The organism is Longimicrobiaceae bacterium, assembly GCA_036375715.1.
GTDB lineage: Bacteria > Gemmatimonadota > Gemmatimonadetes > Longimicrobiales > Longimicrobiaceae > DASVBS01.
In genome coordinates this window covers 1-18,385 of sequence record DASVBS010000046.1, presented here as the reverse complement: position 1 = coordinate 18,385, position 18,385 = coordinate 1, and the positions used below count along the sequence as shown (strand labels likewise).

General features: G+C 67.5%; 22 protein-coding genes and 1 tRNA gene. 7 read left to right on the top strand and 16 right to left on the bottom strand.

What is annotated here, in order from left to right; all coding sequences use genetic code 11:
- Positions 1-11: 11 nt before the first annotated feature.
- The 3 genes from VF167_08955 (at position 12) to VF167_08945 (ending at position 2,344) form a co-directional block, all read left to right on the top strand.
- A complete protein-coding gene (locus VF167_08955) occupies positions 12-725 on the top strand; it encodes a hypothetical protein (protein HEX6925547.1) in 714 nt (237 codons plus the stop codon).
- A 133-nt stretch (positions 726-858) separates the two neighbouring features.
- Positions 859-1,356, top strand: a complete 498-nt coding sequence (locus VF167_08950) for a VOC family protein (GenBank protein ID HEX6925546.1) — start codon at positions 859-861, stop codon at positions 1,354-1,356.
- A 286-nt stretch (positions 1,357-1,642) separates the two neighbouring features.
- Positions 1,643-2,344 (top strand): hypothetical protein, encoded by a 702-nt coding sequence (locus VF167_08945; protein HEX6925545.1) that lies wholly within the window; start codon positions 1,643-1,645, stop codon positions 2,342-2,344.
- 340 nt (positions 2,345-2,684) lie between these two features.
- On the opposite strand, the gene VF167_08940 is transcribed toward VF167_08945, so the two are convergent.
- Complete coding sequence (locus VF167_08940; GenBank protein ID HEX6925544.1) at positions 2,685-3,218, bottom strand: hypothetical protein; 534 nt, start codon at positions 3,216-3,218, stop codon at positions 2,685-2,687.
- 329 nt (positions 3,219-3,547) lie between these two features.
- Between VF167_08940 and VF167_08935 the strand changes: the two genes are divergently transcribed.
- The 3 genes from VF167_08935 to VF167_08925 all read left to right on the top strand — a co-directional run bounded on the left by VF167_08935 (position 3,548) and on the right by VF167_08925 (position 6,495).
- A complete protein-coding gene (locus tag VF167_08935) occupies positions 3,548-3,739 on the top strand; it encodes a helix-turn-helix transcriptional regulator (GenBank protein HEX6925543.1) in 192 nt (63 codons plus the stop codon).
- A gap of 215 nt (positions 3,740-3,954) precedes the next feature.
- Positions 3,955-5,634, top strand: a complete 1,680-nt coding sequence (locus VF167_08930) for a GMC family oxidoreductase (protein HEX6925542.1) — start codon at positions 3,955-3,957, stop codon at positions 5,632-5,634.
- Between the two features lie 75 nt (positions 5,635-5,709).
- Complete coding sequence (locus tag VF167_08925) at positions 5,710-6,495, top strand: gluconate 2-dehydrogenase subunit 3 family protein (protein HEX6925541.1); 786 nt, start codon at positions 5,710-5,712, stop codon at positions 6,493-6,495.
- Between the two features lie 18 nt (positions 6,496-6,513).
- Here VF167_08925 and VF167_08920 read toward each other — a convergent pair whose 3' ends face one another.
- The 6 genes from VF167_08920 to VF167_08895 all read right to left on the bottom strand — a co-directional run bounded on the left by VF167_08920 (position 6,514) and on the right by VF167_08895 (position 9,800).
- Positions 6,514-6,903: a hypothetical protein gene (locus tag VF167_08920; protein ID HEX6925540.1), complete on the bottom strand. Its 390-nt coding sequence runs from the start codon at positions 6,901-6,903 to the stop codon at positions 6,514-6,516.
- A 148-nt stretch (positions 6,904-7,051) separates the two neighbouring features.
- Positions 7,052-7,291 (bottom strand): hypothetical protein, encoded by a 240-nt coding sequence (locus tag VF167_08915; GenBank protein ID HEX6925539.1) that lies wholly within the window; start codon positions 7,289-7,291, stop codon positions 7,052-7,054.
- Between the two features lie 69 nt (positions 7,292-7,360).
- On the bottom strand, positions 7,361-7,855 hold the full coding sequence (locus VF167_08910) for a PH domain-containing protein (protein HEX6925538.1): 495 nt from the start codon (positions 7,853-7,855) through the stop codon (positions 7,361-7,363).
- The gene (locus VF167_08905; protein ID HEX6925537.1) at positions 7,842-8,222 is read right to left on the bottom strand and encodes a hypothetical protein; all 381 of its coding nucleotides are present in this window, start codon (positions 8,220-8,222) and stop codon (positions 7,842-7,844) included. The genes VF167_08910 and VF167_08905 overlap by 14 nt, the downstream gene beginning before the upstream one ends.
- On the bottom strand, positions 8,219-8,392 hold the full coding sequence (locus tag VF167_08900; GenBank protein ID HEX6925536.1) for a hypothetical protein: 174 nt from the start codon (positions 8,390-8,392) through the stop codon (positions 8,219-8,221). Before VF167_08900 ends, VF167_08905 begins: the two co-directional genes overlap by 4 nt.
- A gap of 13 nt (positions 8,393-8,405) precedes the next feature.
- Positions 8,406-9,800 (bottom strand): cyclopropane-fatty-acyl-phospholipid synthase family protein, encoded by a 1,395-nt coding sequence (locus tag VF167_08895; protein ID HEX6925535.1) that lies wholly within the window; start codon positions 9,798-9,800, stop codon positions 8,406-8,408.
- Between the two features lie 379 nt (positions 9,801-10,179).
- On the opposite strand from VF167_08895, the gene VF167_08890 reads away from it, so the two are divergent.
- Positions 10,180-11,022, top strand: a complete 843-nt coding sequence (locus VF167_08890; GenBank protein ID HEX6925534.1) for a CPBP family intramembrane glutamic endopeptidase — start codon at positions 10,180-10,182, stop codon at positions 11,020-11,022.
- A 212-nt stretch (positions 11,023-11,234) separates the two neighbouring features.
- On the opposite strand, the gene VF167_08885 is transcribed toward VF167_08890, so the two are convergent.
- The 9 genes from VF167_08885 to VF167_08845 form a co-directional block, all read right to left on the bottom strand.
- Positions 11,235-11,307, bottom strand: a tRNA-Lys gene (locus VF167_08885).
- A gap of 131 nt (positions 11,308-11,438) precedes the next feature.
- On the bottom strand, positions 11,439-13,700 hold the full coding sequence (locus tag VF167_08880) for a Tex family protein (GenBank protein HEX6925533.1): 2,262 nt from the start codon (positions 13,698-13,700) through the stop codon (positions 11,439-11,441).
- Positions 13,697-14,113, bottom strand: a complete 417-nt coding sequence (locus VF167_08875; GenBank protein ID HEX6925532.1) for a hypothetical protein — start codon at positions 14,111-14,113, stop codon at positions 13,697-13,699. Before VF167_08875 ends, VF167_08880 begins: the two co-directional genes overlap by 4 nt.
- Before the next feature lies 1 nt (position 14,114).
- The gene (locus VF167_08870; GenBank protein ID HEX6925531.1) at positions 14,115-14,798 is read right to left on the bottom strand and encodes a ribonuclease HII; all 684 of its coding nucleotides are present in this window, start codon (positions 14,796-14,798) and stop codon (positions 14,115-14,117) included.
- 6 nt (positions 14,799-14,804) lie between these two features.
- Positions 14,805-15,152, bottom strand: a complete 348-nt coding sequence (gene rplS / locus VF167_08865; protein HEX6925530.1) for a 50S ribosomal protein L19 — start codon at positions 15,150-15,152, stop codon at positions 14,805-14,807.
- A 187-nt stretch (positions 15,153-15,339) separates the two neighbouring features.
- Positions 15,340-16,038, bottom strand: coding sequence for a tRNA (guanosine(37)-N1)-methyltransferase TrmD (trmD, locus tag VF167_08860; GenBank protein HEX6925529.1), 699 nt, complete (start codon positions 16,036-16,038; stop codon positions 15,340-15,342).
- Between the two features lie 66 nt (positions 16,039-16,104).
- A complete protein-coding gene (gene rimM / locus VF167_08855; GenBank protein ID HEX6925528.1) occupies positions 16,105-16,662 on the bottom strand; it encodes a ribosome maturation factor RimM in 558 nt (185 codons plus the stop codon).
- 9 nt (positions 16,663-16,671) lie between these two features.
- The gene (gene rpsP, locus VF167_08850; protein HEX6925527.1) at positions 16,672-17,295 is read right to left on the bottom strand and encodes a 30S ribosomal protein S16; all 624 of its coding nucleotides are present in this window, start codon (positions 17,293-17,295) and stop codon (positions 16,672-16,674) included.
- Positions 17,296-17,520: 225 nt separating this feature from the next.
- Positions 17,521-18,385 (bottom strand): signal recognition particle protein (locus tag VF167_08845; protein ID HEX6925526.1); only part of this gene is annotated, 865 nt, incomplete at its 5' end.

Below are 18,385 nucleotides of genomic sequence, written 5' to 3'. Positions count from 1 at the left end.
CAGAGACAGAGATGCCAGTGGACCGCGGCGCCATCGACGCGCAGCTCAGAGAGATCGGCGAAGGTGAACACTGGTGGGAGCTGCGCGAGTTCCGGACGCTGCCCCACGTGCTCGAAGCGGAGGAGCGCATTCGCGGGCTCGTGCTCGGCAAGCTGCTTCTCTCCCGCCGTCCGCGCCTGCGCCCGGCACGACGCTGGCTGGTGGTCGCCACGGATGAGCGCCTTCTCTGTATCCTACAGGAGCGCTACGCGCGCCGGCAGGTGGAGGTGCGCCGCGATCAGATCTCGCGTCTGGAGCACGGACCGCGCGTTCGCAGCTACCAGATCCTGGTGGAGAGCGCCGGGCGACGGGTCCGGATTCGGATTCCGAAGAAGGATGCCGTGCGGTTCAGCGCCGCGCTGACGCCGCTCGCGCCGCAGAATGCGCTCGCTCCCCTGCCGCCGGAGGTCGAATCACTCGCCTGGATCCCGGGGCTCACCACGGTGGCCACGCTGCCGGGCTTCTCCGGCATCGTGTCGAAGGTGGCGCGGCTGTCTCCACCGGCACCGCCCGCCCCCGGCAGGATCGAGCAGCTCGAGGCTGCCGTCGACCAGTTGCAGGCGGACGTGGAGCGCCTCCAGCAACAGGTCGAGTTCCTGGAGAAGCTTCTGGACCAGCGCAGCAGCGAGGCAATGCTGCACGCTCGCTCACCCCTTCCTGAAACCTCGCTGAAAACCCGCCCCTGATCGGAGCACAGCCATCCGCATCGCCTCCCTGCAGATGGATGTCGAAATGCTTCCACCTTCTTCGACGCGTGGATGAACGACAGCCGCGCGCGCCGGCCGGCTGCGTCAACCCACCCTCACGCGGAAGGCATCCATGAGCGTTTCCAGCCGCATCGCACCATGCCTCTGGTTCTCCGACCAGGCCGAGGAGGCCGCGAACTACTACGTCGACATCTTCCCGAACTCGCGCATCCGCGAGATCGTCCGCTACGGCAAGGCCGGGCAGGAGATCCACGGGCGCGAGCCAGGCAGCGTCATGACCGTCGACTTCGAGCTGGATGGCCTGCAGTTCACGGCTCTCAACGGCGGACCCAGCTTCACCTTCAACGAGGCGATCTCGCTTCAGATCCTGTGCGAGACACAGGAGGAGATCGACTACTACTGGGACCGGCTGACCGCGGGCGGCGATCCCGCTGCCCAGCAGTGCGGCTGGCTGAAGGACCGCTTCGGAGTCTCCTGGCAGGTGGTGCCCACCGGGATGGGAGAGATGCTGAAAGACCCCATGTCTCCGGGGGCGGAACGGGCGATGGAAGCAATGTTGAAGATGAAGAAGATCGACATCGGGGAGCTGCGGCGCGCCTACGCGGGTTGAGCCTGCAGCGGGCGAGCAGCGGAGCGCGATCACGCGCGTAATCAGCACGTAGCGGGCGGGTGGCGCGGCGTGGCCTGGTGGCGCGGGTGAGGCGGGTCGGCGGGCGAAAAGTCGCCAGGCTCGCTTCCGCCCGCGCCGTCGCTTGTCAGGGAGACGGTTTCGGTCGGGTGCCGCCGCGAAAGTATCCGATGGGAGGTTCCGATACTCAGTGGACACGCCCCGCCGGCGCGCGAGCACCGGACCGGAACCGAGGTGAGGTTCCCCACCCGATTCACTCCCCAGAGGCATGGCCCGAAGCATCCATTCGTCAAATCTTCCCGTCCCGCTGCGCCGACAGCTGGACCTGACCACGGCCGTCGCGCGCAAGCGCTTGATGGAGGTTCACTTTCAGCAGGCGATGGAGCTGCTGGAGCACGTCGAGGGGGAGATGGAGCCGCGCCGGGCGCTGGATATCTACGCGCGGCTGCACAAGCTCACTTCGATGGAGGCCGCGAACCTTTCCCAGGAGGTCTTCGTGGCCCTCGGCCGGCGCCTGTTGCCGCGCCCGATCGAGGTCACCGAGGATGCGGACTCCAAGCGGGAGGTGCGCTGGGAGGATCCGGACTCGACCCTGCGCCACATCCGGCGGCGGCTGCGCGGGCGGGTGAACCTGGAGCTGCGCAAGTGGGTCGAGTTCCACACCGGGCGCACCGAGACCGCGATCTTCTGGGCGCACGTGGAGAACGCGCACGAGTTCGCCGACCTGCTCGAGCACCATCGGAGCATCGCAGACGCCGTTGCGCTGTACGCCGAGCAGGTGGGGCTCTCGCCCAGCTGGAAAGAGCTGGTCTACTTCATGGTGCTCGACCAGCGGAGCTCGCCGAGCCGCCCGGCCGGGCTCTCCCCCACGGCCCTCGCTCGCCGCGCCTGGAGCGGCGGGGAGACGCGGAGCACCGCTCTGCGCGTGGTGGAGAAGCGCCGCGAAAGGGGGCGACCGCGGGCGGGGTGATCGGGAGTTTGTCATCCACGACAACAGCGGGGAATCCCGCGCTGACTCCTGGTCGGCGCGGGATTCCGCATTTCGCGCCTGGAAAAAGGCCAGGGGAAACACAACTCCTCCGTGACCTCTGTGAAATCCTCCGTGAACTCTTTGGCTCCCTTCCGTACGCCCGTCCAGCTCGACCTCGAGAACCGAGGTTCACCAAGCGCTGGCAGAGCGCTTCATCCCGCTTGGCCGAGGAAGTACATGACGACAACGCCCGCGACCACGAGGAATGTCCAACCCAGAAGCGTCCCAGGTTTCGGGAGCGGTCCTTCCCGGAGCACCTGGAATCCAAGCGGTACGAGCGCTACGCCGAGCCCCCCGCTGCGATCACTGAGACGATCGAACTTCCCTTCAGGACGCCCATCATGAGGCACGCCATCAGCCCCAGGGCGACAGACCGAACCAGCCCGAGCGTGCCAGCGCGGTAGGCCCCAATCGCCAGGACGATCCAGCCCAACATGATCGCAGGATTGAGCGTCTTGACGATGTGGTTAGCCCCGTAGGAATCGCGGACTGCCTGGGTCGCGACCTCCAATCCCTGCACATGCACCAACTGGAATGCCAGATGGTCCACTCCCGCGTGAAAGGTGCGAGCGAAGAGACCCAGCATCGCCAAAGTCCCGCCCCACATTGCCCACCCAGGCCTGCTTCTCCCGATCAACCAGGCAAGCGTTGCGACGGCCGGCCAGAGGAGGATGATGCCGGCTAGGAACATCGAGTACGACGCGAACATGAGCGTCGGGTGCTCCTGCACCGCCGCGAGCTGCTGGGGAAAGAAGAAATGGAACCGGAGGCGAAGCAGTATGCCGGTGAGAAGCAGTAGGGGGCCGACGATCAACGACGATCCTCCGATCCATCGGCCCGGGAACCAGGTATCTTCCGGTCGACGCGGACCTAAGACCTTGCCGCTTTGAAGGTTTTCAAGGGGGAGATCGCGTTTGGTCTGCATGTGTGATCGTCTGCAGCACAGGAGGTGGAGAGGCCCTACCGAGAGCGGGGACCACGGTTCCACGCCTCAGAGAATAGTTCTCGGACAATTACGGATTCGGATGGGGCGGGTTTCGCGTTCGGCACCCGTGATCACGGGTGGTCACAGTTCCAGAATATCCTTGACTCCCACCCTGGCCCCTTCATCCTTCCCCTCAACACTTGAGGGGGAGTCTCCACATGAGTGACGACAGCCTGGATCTGCTGCAGGGCACGCTCGACGTGCTGGTGCTGATGGCGCTGATCTTCGGGCCGCAGCACGGATACGGGGTGGCCCGCTGGATCCGCGAGACGACGGACGGGACGCTGGAGGTGGAGGAGGGCGCGCTCTACACCGCGCTCCACGCCACCCTGCTTCCGGACGTCGATTAGCGGGCACGGGGGATACGCGGAGGGACACAGAGGACGAAAGATCGCTCTGCCGCAACTCCAAGCGATTTACTCCTCCGTGCCCTCCGTGAGAACCTCTGTGATCCTCCGTGGGTCATTGTAGGGCCCCCCTGGCGGTGCAGAGCTTGCGGGCCGATTCTATCCAGCGACACCCCGCGATCCCCACCGCTGTCCCGCCTGTCAACTGGGAGGAATCGATGCAGTCGCAGAGCTACGATGCGATCGTGGTCGGATCGGGTATCTCCGGCGGCTGGGCCGCCAAAGAGCTCACCGAGAAGGGCCTCCGCACGCTGCTCCTGGAACGCGGCAAGAACGTCGAGCACGTCAAGGACTACGTCAACGCGACCAAGGGCCCCTGGGAGTACCCGCATCGCGGCGGCCGCACGGTGGCCATGGAGGAGGCATATCCGGTCCTCCGCCGCGACTATCCGCTCAACGAGAAGAATCTCGACTGGTGGGCGTCCGACCAGGACAGCCCGTACACGGAGATCCGTCGCTTCGACTGGTTCCGAGGATACCAGGTAGGCGGTCGTTCGTTGATGTGGGGACGCCAGAGCTATCGCTGGAGCGACATCGACTTCGAGGCGAACCTGCGCGACGGCATCGCCATCGACTGGCCCATCCGCTATGCGGACCTGGCGCCCTGGTACGACTACGTCGAGCGCCACGCGGGGATCTCCGGCTCGATCGAAGGCCTGCCGCAGCTCCCAGACGGGCAGTTCCAACCACCCATGCCGCTGAACTGCGGCGAAGAGCTGGTGGCGGAGCGCCTGAGCCAGCACTTCGACGGCCATCGGCGCATCATCCCGGGCCGGACCGCCAACCTCACCCGGCCGCTCCCCGGTCGGACGCAGTGCCAGTACCGCGACGCGTGCTGGCTGGGCTGCCCCTTCGGTGCCTACTTCAGCACCCAGTCGTCCACTCTCCCGGCCGCCATGGCCACGGGCCGGCTCACCCTGCGGCCGTTCGCCATCGTCACCGAAATCGTCTACGACCCCGATCGCAAGCGCGCGACCGGCGTGCGCGTGCTCGACGCCGTCAATCGCGAGTACACGGAGTACAGCGCCCCGGTGATCTTCCTCTGCGCCTCCACGCTGAACTCCACCTGGCTGTTGATGCGCTCGGCCACGGACATCTGGCCCGGAGGGCTGGGGAGCAGCTCGGGAGAGCTGGGGCACAACCTCATGGACCATCACTTCCGCTGCGGCGCCCAGGGAACGATCGAGGGCTTGGAAGATCGCTACTACTATGGCCGGCGCCCGACCGGCTTCTACATCCCCCGCTATCGCAACCTGAACGGCGACAAGCGTGAGTACCTGCGCGGCTTCGGCTATCAGGGCAGCGCGAGCCGGCAGGGCTGGCAGCGCGCGGTGGCCGAGCTCGGGATCGGAGGGGCGTTCAAGGACGCCATGGCGGAGCCCGGACAGTGGACGATCGGGGCGACAGCCTTCGGCGAAATGCTCCCCAACCACGACAACCGGGTCTTCATCGACGAGAGCAAGACCGACGCCTGGGGCCTTCCCGTCCTCGCCATCGACTGCGGCATCGGTGAGAACGAGCGCCTGATGCGTCGCGACATGATGAATGACATGGCTGAGTCGCTGGAGGCGGCGGGGGTGAAGAACGTGACGACGTTCGACAACGAGTACTACCCGGGAATGGGGATCCACGAGATGGGTACGGCTCGTATGGGGCGCGACCCCCGCACCTCCGTGCTGAACTCCTACAACCAGGTGTGGGATGCCCCGAACGTCTTCGTCACCGACGGCTCGTGCATGGTCTCCTCCGCCTGCCAGAACCCATCGCTCACCTACATGGCACTCACCGCGCGCGCGGTGGACCACGCGGTGAACGAGCTGAAGCGCCGGAACCTGTGACCTCGCTGCCTTTCGCCTCCGTCCGTCGGCCGTAGCGCTGAACGGAGCCTGAACACGCTCAACCGAGGACCGACCATGTCGTCTGATGCTGGAATGGCGCCGCTCGTGGAGCGGCCGAGGGAGCCGGGCACACCGAGCCTGATCGATCGCCGCGAAGCGGTTCGCCGGGTCACCGCACTGCTCGGCGGGGTGGCACTGGTGGGCGGGAACGCCCTGTTGACCGGCTGCCGGGAGGATCGCGAGGGTGGGGCCGCGGTGGCAACGGAGATGGAGCCGTTCACCGAGGAGGAGATCGCCTTCCTGGACGAGATCGCCGAAACGATCCTCCCGGAGACGAGCACCCCCGGCGCCAAGGCCGCAGGTGTGGGACCGTTCATGGCCCTGATGGTGACCGACACCTACTACCCGCCGGAGCAGCAAGCCTTCCGGGAGGGGATGCGCGAGATCGAGAGGCGCTGCCAGGAGATGCACGGGGTGGGCTTCATGCAGGCGACTCCCGAGCAGCGCACTGCGCTCCTGGAGGAGCTCGACCGTGAACAGAAGGCGGAGATGGACCGGCGTGCGGGCACGCCACCATCGGAGCCCGCCCCGGCCGCGGCCCAGGACTCCGCCGAAGGGGAAGCCTATCTCCCCGATCAGCGCCAGGAGGAAGCGGGAACCGCGGATGCCGGCGGAGCAGCCGCCATCAGTGCCGACGCTCCTCCGCACTTCTTCCGGATGATGAAGGAGTTGGCACTGCTGGGCTACTTCACCTCAGAGATCGGCTACACCCAGGCGATGCGCTACGTGGAAGCACCCGGGCGCTTCGACCCGTGCCTTCCCTATACCGAGGGCGAGAAGGCCTGGGCGCCGCACGCCTAGCGCTCGCTCGCGTCGGCTTCACCCCCTGGACACCGGCACGATCGCCGAGGCCCTGCCCTGCACAGGACAGGACTCGGCGATCGGCCCGGTGACGTAGACCTCCACGGTATCCCCCACCTCCAGCTCCGAGCGGTCGAGCGAGACCCGCCGACCGTCGGCTTCCTGTCGCAGGTAGCGCGTCTCTTCGTCAGCCGTGGCCGCGATGCCGCACATCTCCCGCGAACCCGGAGCGGCGCGCACCAGGATTCCCGAGGCGGTGGCGCGGTGATCGATCGATTCGATCGGGCCGCGGACCAGGGGTTCGCCATCCGGGAGCCCGGAGGAGGACGGGCTTACGCAGGCGCTGACGATCAGCGCCAGCAGCCATGGCTGCCGGTAGCCCGGAGGCCGCCCGATTCTACTGCTCATAGGTGTGGGCGTGCGGGAGCGTGGGTCGCCTGCCAGCGGCCAATGCGGTGAGAGGGTTCGGCCGGGTCCCGCTCTTCGGAACGGTCGCTCCGTCGTTGCGCGACCCGTCCAGGCTATCACGCTCCGCAATACCCCGCGCGAGGTCACCTCACCGTGCCGAGCCATCGCGCTGAGAGGCGCAGACGATGTCGATCGCCTCCTGAAGCAGCTCGGGGCGCAGGCGCGGATAGAAGCTACGCGCGCACTCCTCCACCTCGGCGCGCGAGGAGCCCGGCCGGATCGCCGACTGAATCGCCCGCACTCGCGATTCGCGAAGCAGACGGGCGGTCTTCTCGTCGCGGCGCTTGCGCGCCGCGGCCATCTCAGCGGCCAGATCGATCGGCACCAATGCTACCTCCCGGTCAAGTGGAATGGAGGAACCAGCCGCGGAAGATAACACCTTTCCTGCCAAAGCGCCTCAAGGCCACTCGCGGCGCAGTTCCTTTCCGCGCCGTTCCAGGCCCGCCCTCTCGGCGAGGAGGTCGAGAAACTCGTCGCGTCGGTCAGGGGAGATGAGCGCCAGGGAGCGCCCTCGCTTGCGCTCGAACTCGATCCCCAAGCGATCCAGCGACCAGGCCGGGGCAGAGAGCGGATTGCGCGTGGGGTATACCCGGCGGATTGCTTCGAGCGGGATCCGGTAGCGCAGCATCCCGGAGCGGATCACCAACTCCCGGTCTCCGATCGTGTAGCGGGTGGGCACGGAGAGCGCCACGACCAGCGCTATCGCCCCGATTTCGACCGCTCCGGCTACCGCCGCACTGCGGGGATCCCGGGTCGCGGTCACCAGCACCGCGCCGGTCGACATGATCAGGGCGAACACCAGCACGGCCAGGAGCCAGTTGTCCACCCGCGTGGAGAAATCCGCTGCCCCGCTCCCTGCCACGATCTCTGCCGATGTATTACCCGGCATCATCTCCTCCTCGTTCGAGCGGCTGCTGAACAATGAGATAGTCTTCGACCACGCGCCCCCCGATAAGGTGCTCCTGGATGATTCTCTCCAGCACCTCGGGGGTACACGAGTGATACCATGCTCCCTCGGGATATACCACGGCGATCGGCCCCTGTTGGCAGATCCGCAGGCAGTTGGCTTTGGTGCGGTAGATCCCCCCGCTCCGCGTGAGGCCCAGCTCGTCGAGCCTACGCTTCAGGTAGTCCCAGGCCTCCAGCCCGGTCTCGAGCGCGCAGCACTTGGGTTTGCTCTGATCGGAGCAGAGGAAGATGTGCCGACGGATCGCGCCCACACCATAAGACACCGCAATTTCCTGAAGAGTCTCGGTCATCGGCGCCTCTTGCTGCGCACCGAGCGCCGGATCATGGCTGCGCCCACCGCCACGATGATCATCCCCACCACCAGCAGGGCATTGTTGTGAGGCTCCCGTCCGTAGGCGAGGAACAGGGAAGCAAATCCGGCAACCACCCAGAGGATCCCGATCGTCCGCAAAGAGAACAAGCGCCGCACTCCTTCACGATTGCGAGTAGATGTCGGCGCGGCTGAGCGGAAGTCCGCTCTCGCCGCCCGTGGGCTTCTGCAGCAGCGACTGGAAGACCCCGAATTCGCCGCAGGCAAACTGCCAGGCGGCCATCCCCATGTACAGTCGCCAGAGGCGGAACATCCCCTCGCCGCCGAGGCGCCGCGCCTCGTCCGCGCGCGCCTCGAGGCGGCTCGCCCAGTGGCGGAGGGTGATCGCGTAGTGCTCGCGTAGATTCTCGACGTCCCGCACCTCCCACCCCACCTTCTCCGCGATCAGGTTCGCCTCGCTCACCGCGACCAGCCCGCCGTTGGGGAAGATGTATCGCTCGCGGAAGGTCGATCCCCCGACCAGGTACGGCTCCAGTCGCCGCGCCAGCCTACCGGTCAATCCGCGGTCAGGTGCCGGATGCCCCCCGATCCCATGGTTGAGGAAAAGGCCGCCGGGCTTGATGAGGCGGAAGAGGTGACCGAAGTATTCGGGTAGCCGCTCCCGTCCGACATGTTCGAACATCCCCACGCTGGCCATCTTGTCGAAGGGCCCATCTGCCAGATCTCGATAGTCGATACAGCGCACCTCGACCCGGTCGCTGAGTCCCGCGTCGGCGATCCGCTGGCTGGCGAGCCGGTACTGCTGTTCACTGAGGGTGACACCGAGTGCGCGCACGCCGTAGTGCTGCGCAGCGTGCAGGACCAGTGCTCCCCAACCGCAGCCCACGTCGAGGAATCGCTCCCCGTCCCGCAGTCGGAGCTTGCGGCAGATGAGATCCAGCTTCTGTTCCTGCGCGGTGTCCAGGTCCTCGCTCCCGGTGGCGAAGTAGGCGCACGAGTACACCATGCGCCGGTCGAGGAAGAGGGCGTAGAAATCGTTCCCCGCGTCGTAATGGTAGCGAATCCCCTCGCGATCCCACTCGCGCGACTGTTCCGCCGCCCGGATGCGCGCGGGAGCCGACCCATAGCCGCCGGAGGCCGATGGATCGCCCCCGCGCACGTCGCCGACCCGCTCGCCGGCCCGAGGGAGGTCGTCCGTGGGCAGCGCCCGCCAGAGACGGAAGAGCGCACCCATCTCGCGCAGCGACCGGGCCGCACCCCGTGATGCTTCCAGCGCCGGTCCCGCCGCCCAAACCTCTCCCTCGAGATCGAAATCGCCTCGCAGGTACGCCTCGCCGAGCGAGAGCTCGACAGGCGGTCGCAGCATCCGCCGCAACGAGCCGGGACGGTTGATGACCACTGTGAGCTCCGTCTCGCTGCTGCCGGGGATGACGGTTCCCTCCCAGAGCCGGATGTCGAACGCGCGCGGCTCCGGGAAGAGACGGCGCATGAACTCGACCGCGCGGGCCACTTCGGGCGACGGTGCGGCAGTCGGCACGCGCGGAACAGTCGTGGACATCGATCGCCTCCTCGACGGGTGGATGGTCGATGAGGCAAGGTGGGAACGCGCCGGGCGATCGGCAATGTCAGTCGCAGTCGCGATGGCGAGTCACCAGGCCTTCGGCAGCAGCTGCCAGGAGCGTCCGGCGAGAGGATGTGCGGTCTCGGTGAGAACGCCCCGCCGATGACCCTGGAGTTCGTGTTTGTGCGTGCCGCCCGGAACATCCATGCAGGTGGGCCGTACGACCGCCCTATTACATTCCCGCGGCTGAGCATCGTTGCTCACCCGTCGAGGCCCGTCGCGGCTACTCGCGTGGGTCGCCGCCGGCCCGCGAGCATTGGAACGTCGGTCGGGCAGGACTCGAACGACGAGTGGAGCGGTAACAACTCGGAACCAGATGACAACGACCCCTGCGCACACCACTGAGTCCGCCGAGCTGAGCGCTGGCAGCTACTGGAGGGCCTCGCTCGCGCTGTTCGCGCCCGGGCTCGTGGGAATCCTGTCGCTCCTCCCCATGATGCGCACGACGGCCGAGTCGATCCGCGCCATGCCCGGGGGCCCGGACCTGCCCACCCCGGCGCTGCAGGCGGTGTTGTTGATCAACCCGCTCGTGCTGCTGCTGGCGGGCGTCGGGGTCGGGACCGCGCTGGCGCCGCGGGTGGGCCTACGCTCACACCTGGCGGAGCTGGTTCGCGGCGTGCGCCGCCGGGGGCGGCCAATCCCGACGGAGCTCGCCCGCGCGATGGCCGCCGGCGCGCTGACGGGGATCGCGCTGGTGGTCCTCGACGCCCTTTCCCTCCCGATGATGGGCGGCGGGGTAGACGACCCGAGCGTGCTCGACGTCTCGCGACCGCGCTCCTTGTCGATGACCCTGACGGGAATCCTTTATGGCGGGATCACCGAGGAGCTGATCAGCCGTTGGGGGCTGATGTCCCTGGTCGTGTGGATCCTCTGGCGCGTTGCGCAGCGCGGGCAGGACCGCCCGCGTCCGTGGATCGCCTGGTCCGGAATCGTGGTGGCGGCGGTGCTCTTCGGCGCGGGTCACCTCGGCGCCGTGGCCGCCGAGGTCGCGCTGACCCCGCTGATCGTCGCCCGCACCGTCGCGCTGAACTCCATCGGCGGAGTGGTATTCGGGTGGCTCTTCTGGCGGTACAGCCTCGAGTCCGCGATGGTGGCGCACGCCATGGTGCACGTGGCGTTCACGCTGGCCTCGTGGGTGCTGTTCCTGATGTCGTATTGACGTGCGACCTCTGCGGGACGGCTTGAAGGCGGAGGGACGCGGAGGGTGTCGAGGAGGACGCAGAGGGACGAGGGGAAAAAGGGGTGACAAGGTGACAACCGCTGAGCTGTCCACATTCCGCACCCGGTCTCGGTGCCGCACGCTGACCGACGTTAGCGGCTACGACACGCAGCCCCAAGCGATAATCGGCCATGGGGCCGCGAAACAGAAAATGAGCCGGGTGGGACTCGAACCCACGACCTACGGATTAAAAGTCCGCTGCTCTACCAACTGAGCTACCGGCTCCTATCCCTATATCACCAAAATACTTCCGACCCCGCACTCCTTCCCGCCAACGTCCCCAAGCCCTCGAAGGCCGCCCCCCCCGTTCACCTTGTCACCCCGTCACTTCTTGTCTCCTTGTCCGTCCCGCCCCCTCACCTCCCTCCGCGCCGAATCCTCATCCCATTCGGCGCCACCCCATCCCTGAGCACCGGCGGCTCCACCTTCACCCCCTTCCGCGCCCGCGGCGCAGCTGCCTCCTTCGCCGCGCCCCCCGCCTCGCTCTTCATCGACAGCGCGATGCGGTTACGCGGAACATCCACCCCGATCACCCGCACCGTCACGCGATCCCCGACCTTCACCACGTCATTCGGATCCTGAACGAACCGATCCGACAGCTGCGACACGTGCACCAGCCCGTCCTGGTGGACCCCGATGTCCACGAAGGCCCCGAAGGCCACTACGTTGGTGACGGTCCCAGGCAGGACCATTCCCTCCTTCAGGTCCTCGATGGTCTCGACGTCCTCGCGGAAGGAGGGCGCCTCGAAGGCCTCGCGGGGGTCCCTCCCGGGCTTGCGTAGCTCGGCCAGGATGTCGCGCAGGGTGGGAAGGCCCACGGAATCGTCCACGTAGCGCTCGGGCTGGATCCGCTCCACCACCGCTTCGTTCCCCACCAGCTCCTTCACCGGCACGCCCAGATCGGCCGCCATTCGCGCCACCACCGGATAGCGCTCGGGGTGCACGGCGGAGGCGTCGAGCGGATCCTCCCCATCCCGGATGCGCAGGAAGCCGGCCGCCTGCTCAAAGGTCCGCGCCCCCACGCCCGGCACCTCCAGCAGCTCACGCCGGGAGCGGAACGGGCCGCGGCTGTCCCGGTATTCGACGATCCGCTGGGCGGTCGTGCGCCCCAGCCCCGCCACGTAGGAGAGCAGCGAAGGAGAGGCGGTGTTGACCTCGACCCCCACGCGGTTCACGCAGCTCTCCACCGTCTCGTCCAGTCGGCGCTTCAGCTTGGACTGCGAGACGTCGTGCTGGTACTGGCCCACGCCGATCGACTTGGGGTCGATCTTCACCAGTTCGGCCAGCGGGTCCTGCAGGCGCCGCGCGATGGACACCGCCGAGCGCAATGTCAGATCGAGGTCCGGGAGCTCCTCGCGAGCCAGGTCAGACGCCGAGTACACCGAGGCGCCGGCCTCGTTCACCAACACCGCCGCGGGACGGCGCTCAGCAGGCACCTCCTTCAACGCCTCGCGCGTGAGCCGATCGGTCTCCCGGCTCGCAGTGCCGTTGCCGATGCCCACCAGCTCCACACCGTACTTCTCCACCAGCTGGACGATCTCGCGCTTCGCGCGCTCCTCCTGGTGAAGGTAGATGACGCCGGTGGCGACCAGGGCGCCCGTGCGGCCAACGACCGCGAGCTTGCACCCGGTCCGGTAGCCGGGGTCGATACCCAGCGTGACCCGCATCCCTGCGGGCGGCGCCAGCAGGAGCCCCTCCAGGTTCTGCCCGAAGATGCGGATCGCCTCGTCGTCGGCAGCCACCTTCAGCTCGGTGCGTAGCTCCACCTCGACCGAGGGAGCGATCAGGCGCCGATACGCGTCGGTGACGACCAGCTCCATCTCTTCGCGAGCGGCGCGGGGCTCGGCGAAGCGACGGATCAGCCCGGCGACGATCTCCTCCTCGGGAGCGACAATGCGCGCCACCAGGAACTCCTCTGCCTCTCCGCGCCGGATCGCCAGCACGCGATGGCTGGGGATCGTTCGCAACGGCTCGGAGAAGTCGTAGTAGTCCTGGAACTTCGAGGTCTCGCCCTCCTTGCCGCGCGCTGCCTTACTTTCGAGCAGACCCTTCTGACGGGTGAGCTCCCGGACGAAGGAGCGGGCATTCGCGTCGTCGGCGACCCGCTCCGCGAGGATGTCGCGTGCCCCGGCCAGCGCGTCCTCGGCTGAGGTAACCCCTTTTTCCGCATCCACGAACTCCGCGGCCCGCCGGCGCACCTCCGCGTCGGACGCGGTCCCCTCCCAGATGAGCTCGGCCAGAGGACCCAGCCCACGCTCCTGCGCCATGGTCGCGCGCGTGCGACGCTTCGGCTTGAAGGGGCGATACAGGTCTTCCAGCTCCGCCTTGGATTCCGCCTGTTCGATGCGGCGGCGCAGCTCGTCGTCGAGCTTTCCCTGCTCCTCGATGGAGGAGAGGATCGTCGCCCGTCGCGCATCCAGCTCGACGAGGTACTCGTTGCGATCCCGGATGTCCCGGAGCTGCACCTCGTCCAGCTCACCGGTGGCCTCCTTCCGATAGCGGGCGACGAAGGGGATGGTGTTCCCCTCCGCCAGCAACTCGAGGGCGGCTCGAACCTGCGCAGATCGCAGCCCCAGCTCGGAAGCGATCCGCTCGGCGTGCACGTGCGTAGCGCTCATCCGGCCGCTCCCGCCCGCCGAGCGAAGCGAACGCCAGCCCGAGCCCCCACAATGGTAGACGCGATCTGCAACGCCAGGAGCGACCCCGCCACGCCGCCGCTGAAGGTGTCCATCGCGTCTCCGGCGTCCTCTCCCACGAAGAGATTCAGGCCGAGCCAGACCACCACCGACAGCAACCCCATTGCCAGCGAGTGCAGGATGGGGGCAGCGTTCACCCGCGTCCCCACGAAGAATCCTGCCACGAGGAAGCCCACCATCAACGCTACCGCCACTCCCATCCCCTCGGTGGGGGCTTCCGGTTGAATGAAGTCGACCACCGTCAGCACGAAAACGACCAGAGACGTAAGCGCCACGGCGATGAACCAGCCGAAACCGATCCAAGCGGGGCGAAGGCTACGTACGGATTCGAACATGTCAGAGGGGCTCAGCGAGCAGGCTGAGCTGGTCGACCGTCTGGAAGGAACGCCGATGATGAGGCGACGGACCGTGTCGGTTCAGCGCCTCCCGGTGCTCCTCGGTGGCGTATCCCTTGTTGCGGTCCCACCCATAGACGGGATAGCGCCTCGCCAGGCGCTCCATCAGCCGATCCCGGCAGACCTTGGCGATGATGCTCGCGCAGGCGATCGAGTGCACGTGCTGATCGCCGTCGACGATCGCGGTCTGCCATTCCAGCCCGAGCTCGGGGACGATCAGCCCGTCGACCAGGATGTGCTCGGGAGCCGGACAGAGGCGGCGCAGCGCTCGGCGCATCGCGAGCGCGGTGGCGCGTCGGATGTTGACCCGGTCGATCTCAGCGGCCGACGCCGCACCGATCCCTACGGCGGCGGCGCTGCGAAGAATCTCGGCAGCGATCTCGTTCCGCTGCTGCGCGGTGAGACGCTTCGAGTCGTCCGCGCCGCAACCATCGCTACCCGGCTTCAGGACAACCGCCGCCGCCACGACCGGGCCCGCCAGCGGGCCGCGACCGACCTCGTCGATGCCGGCCACCCACTGAACGCCACGGCTCCAGAACTCCCGTTCGTAGTCGAGAGGGCTCTGGAGCCGGATTTCCCGTCGCGCACGCGACGGAGCCTGGGCTTTCGCCCGCGGCCGACCCACCGCTCCCTAGCGGGTGCGGCGCTCCTTGATCCGCGCGGCTTTCCCGCGGAGGTTCCGCAGGTAGTACAGCTTGGCCCGACGCACCCGTCCCTGGCGGACGAGCTTGATCGACTCGATGGACGGCGAGTGCAGCGGGAAGATGCGCTCCACGCCCACCCCGCTCGAGATCTTCCGCACGGTGAAAGTCTCGTTGACGCCACCGTGCTTACGCCCGATGACCACGCCCTCGAAGGCCTGAATACGCTCCTTCTCGCCTTCACGCACGCGCACGTTGACGCGGACCGTGTCGCCGGGGCGGAAGTTGGGAATGTCCTCCTTCAGGAATTCCCGCTGAGTCTCGATGAACGGATGCATGGTCGTGTTTCGTTGAAAGTTGCCAGCTAGAAGTTAGAAGCTAGAAGCTAGGAGCTAGGGTGTTCAATCCGCTTTACCTGGGGGGCGGCGGTCCGCCAATCCGTATATGACCACAGCCCCGACGGTTCGTACGCTCGAGAATCGCAACCAGCCAACTTCTAGCTTCTAACTTCTAGCTTCTAGCTTCTCACTCTTTCTCAAGCTTCTCCCAAAGATCCGGCCTCCGCTCTCGCGTCAGCCGTTCCGCTTCCTGCTGCCGCCAGGCAGCGATGCGCGCGTGGTCCCCCGTCAGGAGGACCTCGGGAACCCGAAGGCCCCGCACCTCCGCGGGGCGGGTGTACGAGGGCGGGCTCAGGAGCCCCTCGTAATGCGAGTCGCTGGAGGCCGACTCGTGGTCCGAGATGGCCCCCGGCAGCAAGCGGACCACCGCGTCCACGATCGCCAGCGCCGCCACCTCGCCGCCGGAGAGGATGAAGTCTCCCAGCGAGACCTCCATGGCCCCAAGGCCGTCGACCACTCGCTGGTCGATGTCCTTGTAGTGGCCGCAGAGGATCGTCACCTCCGACTCGAGGGCCAGCCGCACCGCCAGGTCGTGGGTGAAGACCTCTCCGCGGGCCGAGGTCACCAGAATCGGGCCGGGCGGTCGATCCGCCCCTTCCGGCGCCAGCGACTCCACCGCCTCGAAGAAGGGCTCGGCCTTGAGCACCATCCCCGCGCCGCCACCATACGGATAGTCATCGACCGTTCGGTGCCGGTCGTGGGTGAAGTCGCGCAGGTCGACGACCCGGTACTCCGCCAATCCCGCCGCTGCTACCCGCCCCGGGATACTCAACCCCAGCGGCTCCCGAAAGAAGTCGGGAAACAGGGTGACGATGTTGAAGCGCATCGTTCGGACGCGAGATTGGCAGTTCGAGACCGGAAATCGCCGAACGCCGCTCTGTCGTCGTCGGCCTCAGAGCTCCAACAGCCCCTCGGGAGGCTCCAGCGCCAGCCGTCGCGCGGTCAGGTCGACCTGACGAATCCACTCGCGGACGAAGGGGATCAACAGCTCTCCTCCGACCTCCCGCTGCACGACCAGCAACTCGCCCGCGGCGGTCTCGGTGATGTCTCTCACCACCCCGATCTCCCGATCCTCGATGACAATCCGCACGCCGAGCAGGTCGCGGTAGTGCAGCTCATCGGCCGCGGTCGGGGCCGCCTCGTCGGCGCGGATCAGGAGCGATTGGCCACGCAGCGCTTCCACCTCCGGCGTGCGCGCCGAGAACTCCGCGACCTTCAGCAGCAGACCGTCCGGGACCGATCGCGCCCGCTCCACCGTCAGCACCGTGCCCAGCGGCCTGCCGCGGGCGTCGCCGAGGATCAGTCTGCGCCCCTTCCGGAACACCGCGCCCGGTCGATCGGTCTCCAGCATGAGGGCGAGCTCACCCCGCACCCCGTGCGGCTTGCGGATGGTGGCGACGACAAGGTATTCGCCGCCGCCCACCGCGCCGCTGGCCGCGGGCCCGGCCATCGCCGCGCGTTACTCGGCCGGCGTCGCCGGCTTCTCCTCTTCCGCGGCCGGTTCCTCCGCCACGGGCTTCTCGGCCACCGGCTCCGCGGCTTGCGCCGCCTCTGCAGCAGGCTCCTCGGCAGCTGCGGCCTCGGCCGCGGGCGCCTCGCTAGCCTCCCCCGCACCCTCTCCCTGCGGCTCGCTCGCCGGGGCTGCCTCCTGCTCCGCCGGGGCGCCCGCGACCGTGTCGCGCACGGCCTCCGCCGCCTCGGCCACCGCCTCGCGCACCTCGCTGGCGGCCGCGGCCGCCGCGGCAGCGGCGCTCTCCGCCGCGGCGCGTGCCCGGCCCGAGGTCTTGGGGGTAGGCTGCTTCGCCGTCTCAGCTGCCTCTTCCGTCACCGCGGGGGCCGGCCCGAAGACACCGGCGCGCTTCAGCAGCGACCGGGCCGTATCCGTCGGCTTGGCGCCCTTATCCAGCCAGTAGAGCGCCCGCTCGCGATCGACCTTGAGCGTGATCGGCTCCGTCCGGGGGTTGTAATGCCCGATGCTGGCGACGAAGCGCCCATCGCGCGGCATCGAGCTCTCGGCCACCACGATGCGGTAGCTCGGCGCCTTCTTCCGCCCCATGCGGCGGAGACGAATTCTCAGTGCCATCGATTCTCCTGGTCGATCCCACGGTGACGTCCGGCCTCGCCCGCGCCGAAGTGCGCAGCACGATGAAAGCGGACGATCGAAGGTTGCCCGGCCGGAAGGCGGCCGAGCAACCGGTTATCCGTTGTCGGTTATCCGTTATCCGTCCGGACCGGGCTACCAACCTCCAGATGTCCCGCCCGTTAGAAAGCGCCCAACGGACAACGGATATCGGATAGCGGATATCCCCTACCTCACAAACGGAAACCCGCTCCCCGCTCCACCGCCGAGCCGCGGCAGGCCGCGCGGCATCATGCCCTGCAGATTCTTCATCTGCTTCATGAACTTCTGCATCTCCTTGAACTGCTCGAGGAGACGATTGATCTCCTGCACCGGACGGCCGGAACCGCGCGCGATGCGGGCGCGGCGGGAGCCGTTGAGCAGTTCGGGCTTCTTCCGCTCCTGCGGCGTCATCGAGAGGATGATCGCCTCGATGTGCTTCATCCGCTGCGGGTCGACCTTGATGTTCTTCAACATCTTGTTGTTGACCCCGGGGAGCAGCTTCAGGAGGTTCTCCAATGGCCCCAGGTTCTGGAGCTGCCGCATCGCGGTCAGGAAGTCGTCGAGGTCGAACCGCCCGGCCCCGAGCATCTTCTTCTCGAGCTTCGCCGCCTGTTCCTGGTCGAAGGAGCTCTGCGCCTTCTCCACCAGGGAGAGGACGTCGCCCATCTGGAGGATCCGCCCGGCCATCCGCTCGGGGTGGAACTCCTCCAATCCGTCCAGCTTCTCGCCGACACCGATGAACTTGATCGGCTTGCCGGTGACGCCGTAGATGGAGAGCGCGGCGCCACCACGCGCGTCGCCGTCCATCTTGGTCAGGACGACACCCGTGATGTCGAGCGCCTGGTCGAAACCCTCGGCGATCTTCACCGCCTCCTGACCGGTCATGCCGTCGGCGACGTAGAGGATCTCGTGCGGCTGGAGTGCCTGCTTCAGGCGCTTCAGCTCGTCCATCATCTCCTCGTCGATCTGCAGGCGTCCGGCAGTGTCGACGATCACCACGCGGTCGCGCTCCCGCTGCGCCGTCTCCAGCGCCCGCCGGGCGATCCCCACC

Coding starts and splice junctions, on each gene's coding strand:
- VF167_08955 (HEX6925547.1), top strand. CDS start 12: ATGCCAGTGGACCGCGGCGCCATCGACGCGCAGCTCAGAGAGATCGGC.
- VF167_08950 (HEX6925546.1), top strand. CDS start 859: ATGAGCGTTTCCAGCCGCATCGCACCATGCCTCTGGTTCTCCGACCAG.
- VF167_08945 (HEX6925545.1), top strand. CDS start 1,643: ATGGCCCGAAGCATCCATTCGTCAAATCTTCCCGTCCCGCTGCGCCGA.
- VF167_08935 (HEX6925543.1), top strand. CDS start 3,548: ATGAGTGACGACAGCCTGGATCTGCTGCAGGGCACGCTCGACGTGCTG.
- VF167_08930 (HEX6925542.1), top strand. CDS start 3,955: ATGCAGTCGCAGAGCTACGATGCGATCGTGGTCGGATCGGGTATCTCC.
- VF167_08925 (HEX6925541.1), top strand. CDS start 5,710: ATGTCGTCTGATGCTGGAATGGCGCCGCTCGTGGAGCGGCCGAGGGAG.
- VF167_08920 (HEX6925540.1), bottom strand. CDS start 6,903: ATGAGCAGTAGAATCGGGCGGCCTCCGGGCTACCGGCAGCCATGGCTG.
- VF167_08910 (HEX6925538.1), bottom strand. CDS start 7,855: ATGATGCCGGGTAATACATCGGCAGAGATCGTGGCAGGGAGCGGGGCA.
- VF167_08905 (HEX6925537.1), bottom strand. CDS start 8,222: ATGACCGAGACTCTTCAGGAAATTGCGGTGTCTTATGGTGTGGGCGCG.
- VF167_08895 (HEX6925535.1), bottom strand. CDS start 9,800: ATGTCCACGACTGTTCCGCGCGTGCCGACTGCCGCACCGTCGCCCGAA.
- VF167_08890 (HEX6925534.1), top strand. CDS start 10,180: ATGACAACGACCCCTGCGCACACCACTGAGTCCGCCGAGCTGAGCGCT.
- VF167_08880 (HEX6925533.1), bottom strand. CDS start 13,700: ATGAGCGCTACGCACGTGCACGCCGAGCGGATCGCTTCCGAGCTGGGG.
- VF167_08875 (HEX6925532.1), bottom strand. CDS start 14,113: ATGTTCGAATCCGTACGTAGCCTTCGCCCCGCTTGGATCGGTTTCGGC.
- rplS (HEX6925530.1), bottom strand. CDS start 15,152: ATGCATCCGTTCATCGAGACTCAGCGGGAATTCCTGAAGGAGGACATT.
- trmD (HEX6925529.1), bottom strand. CDS start 16,038: ATGCGCTTCAACATCGTCACCCTGTTTCCCGACTTCTTTCGGGAGCCG.
- rimM (HEX6925528.1), bottom strand. CDS start 16,662: ATGGCCGGGCCCGCGGCCAGCGGCGCGGTGGGCGGCGGCGAATACCTT.
- rpsP (HEX6925527.1), bottom strand. CDS start 17,295: ATGGCACTGAGAATTCGTCTCCGCCGCATGGGGCGGAAGAAGGCGCCG.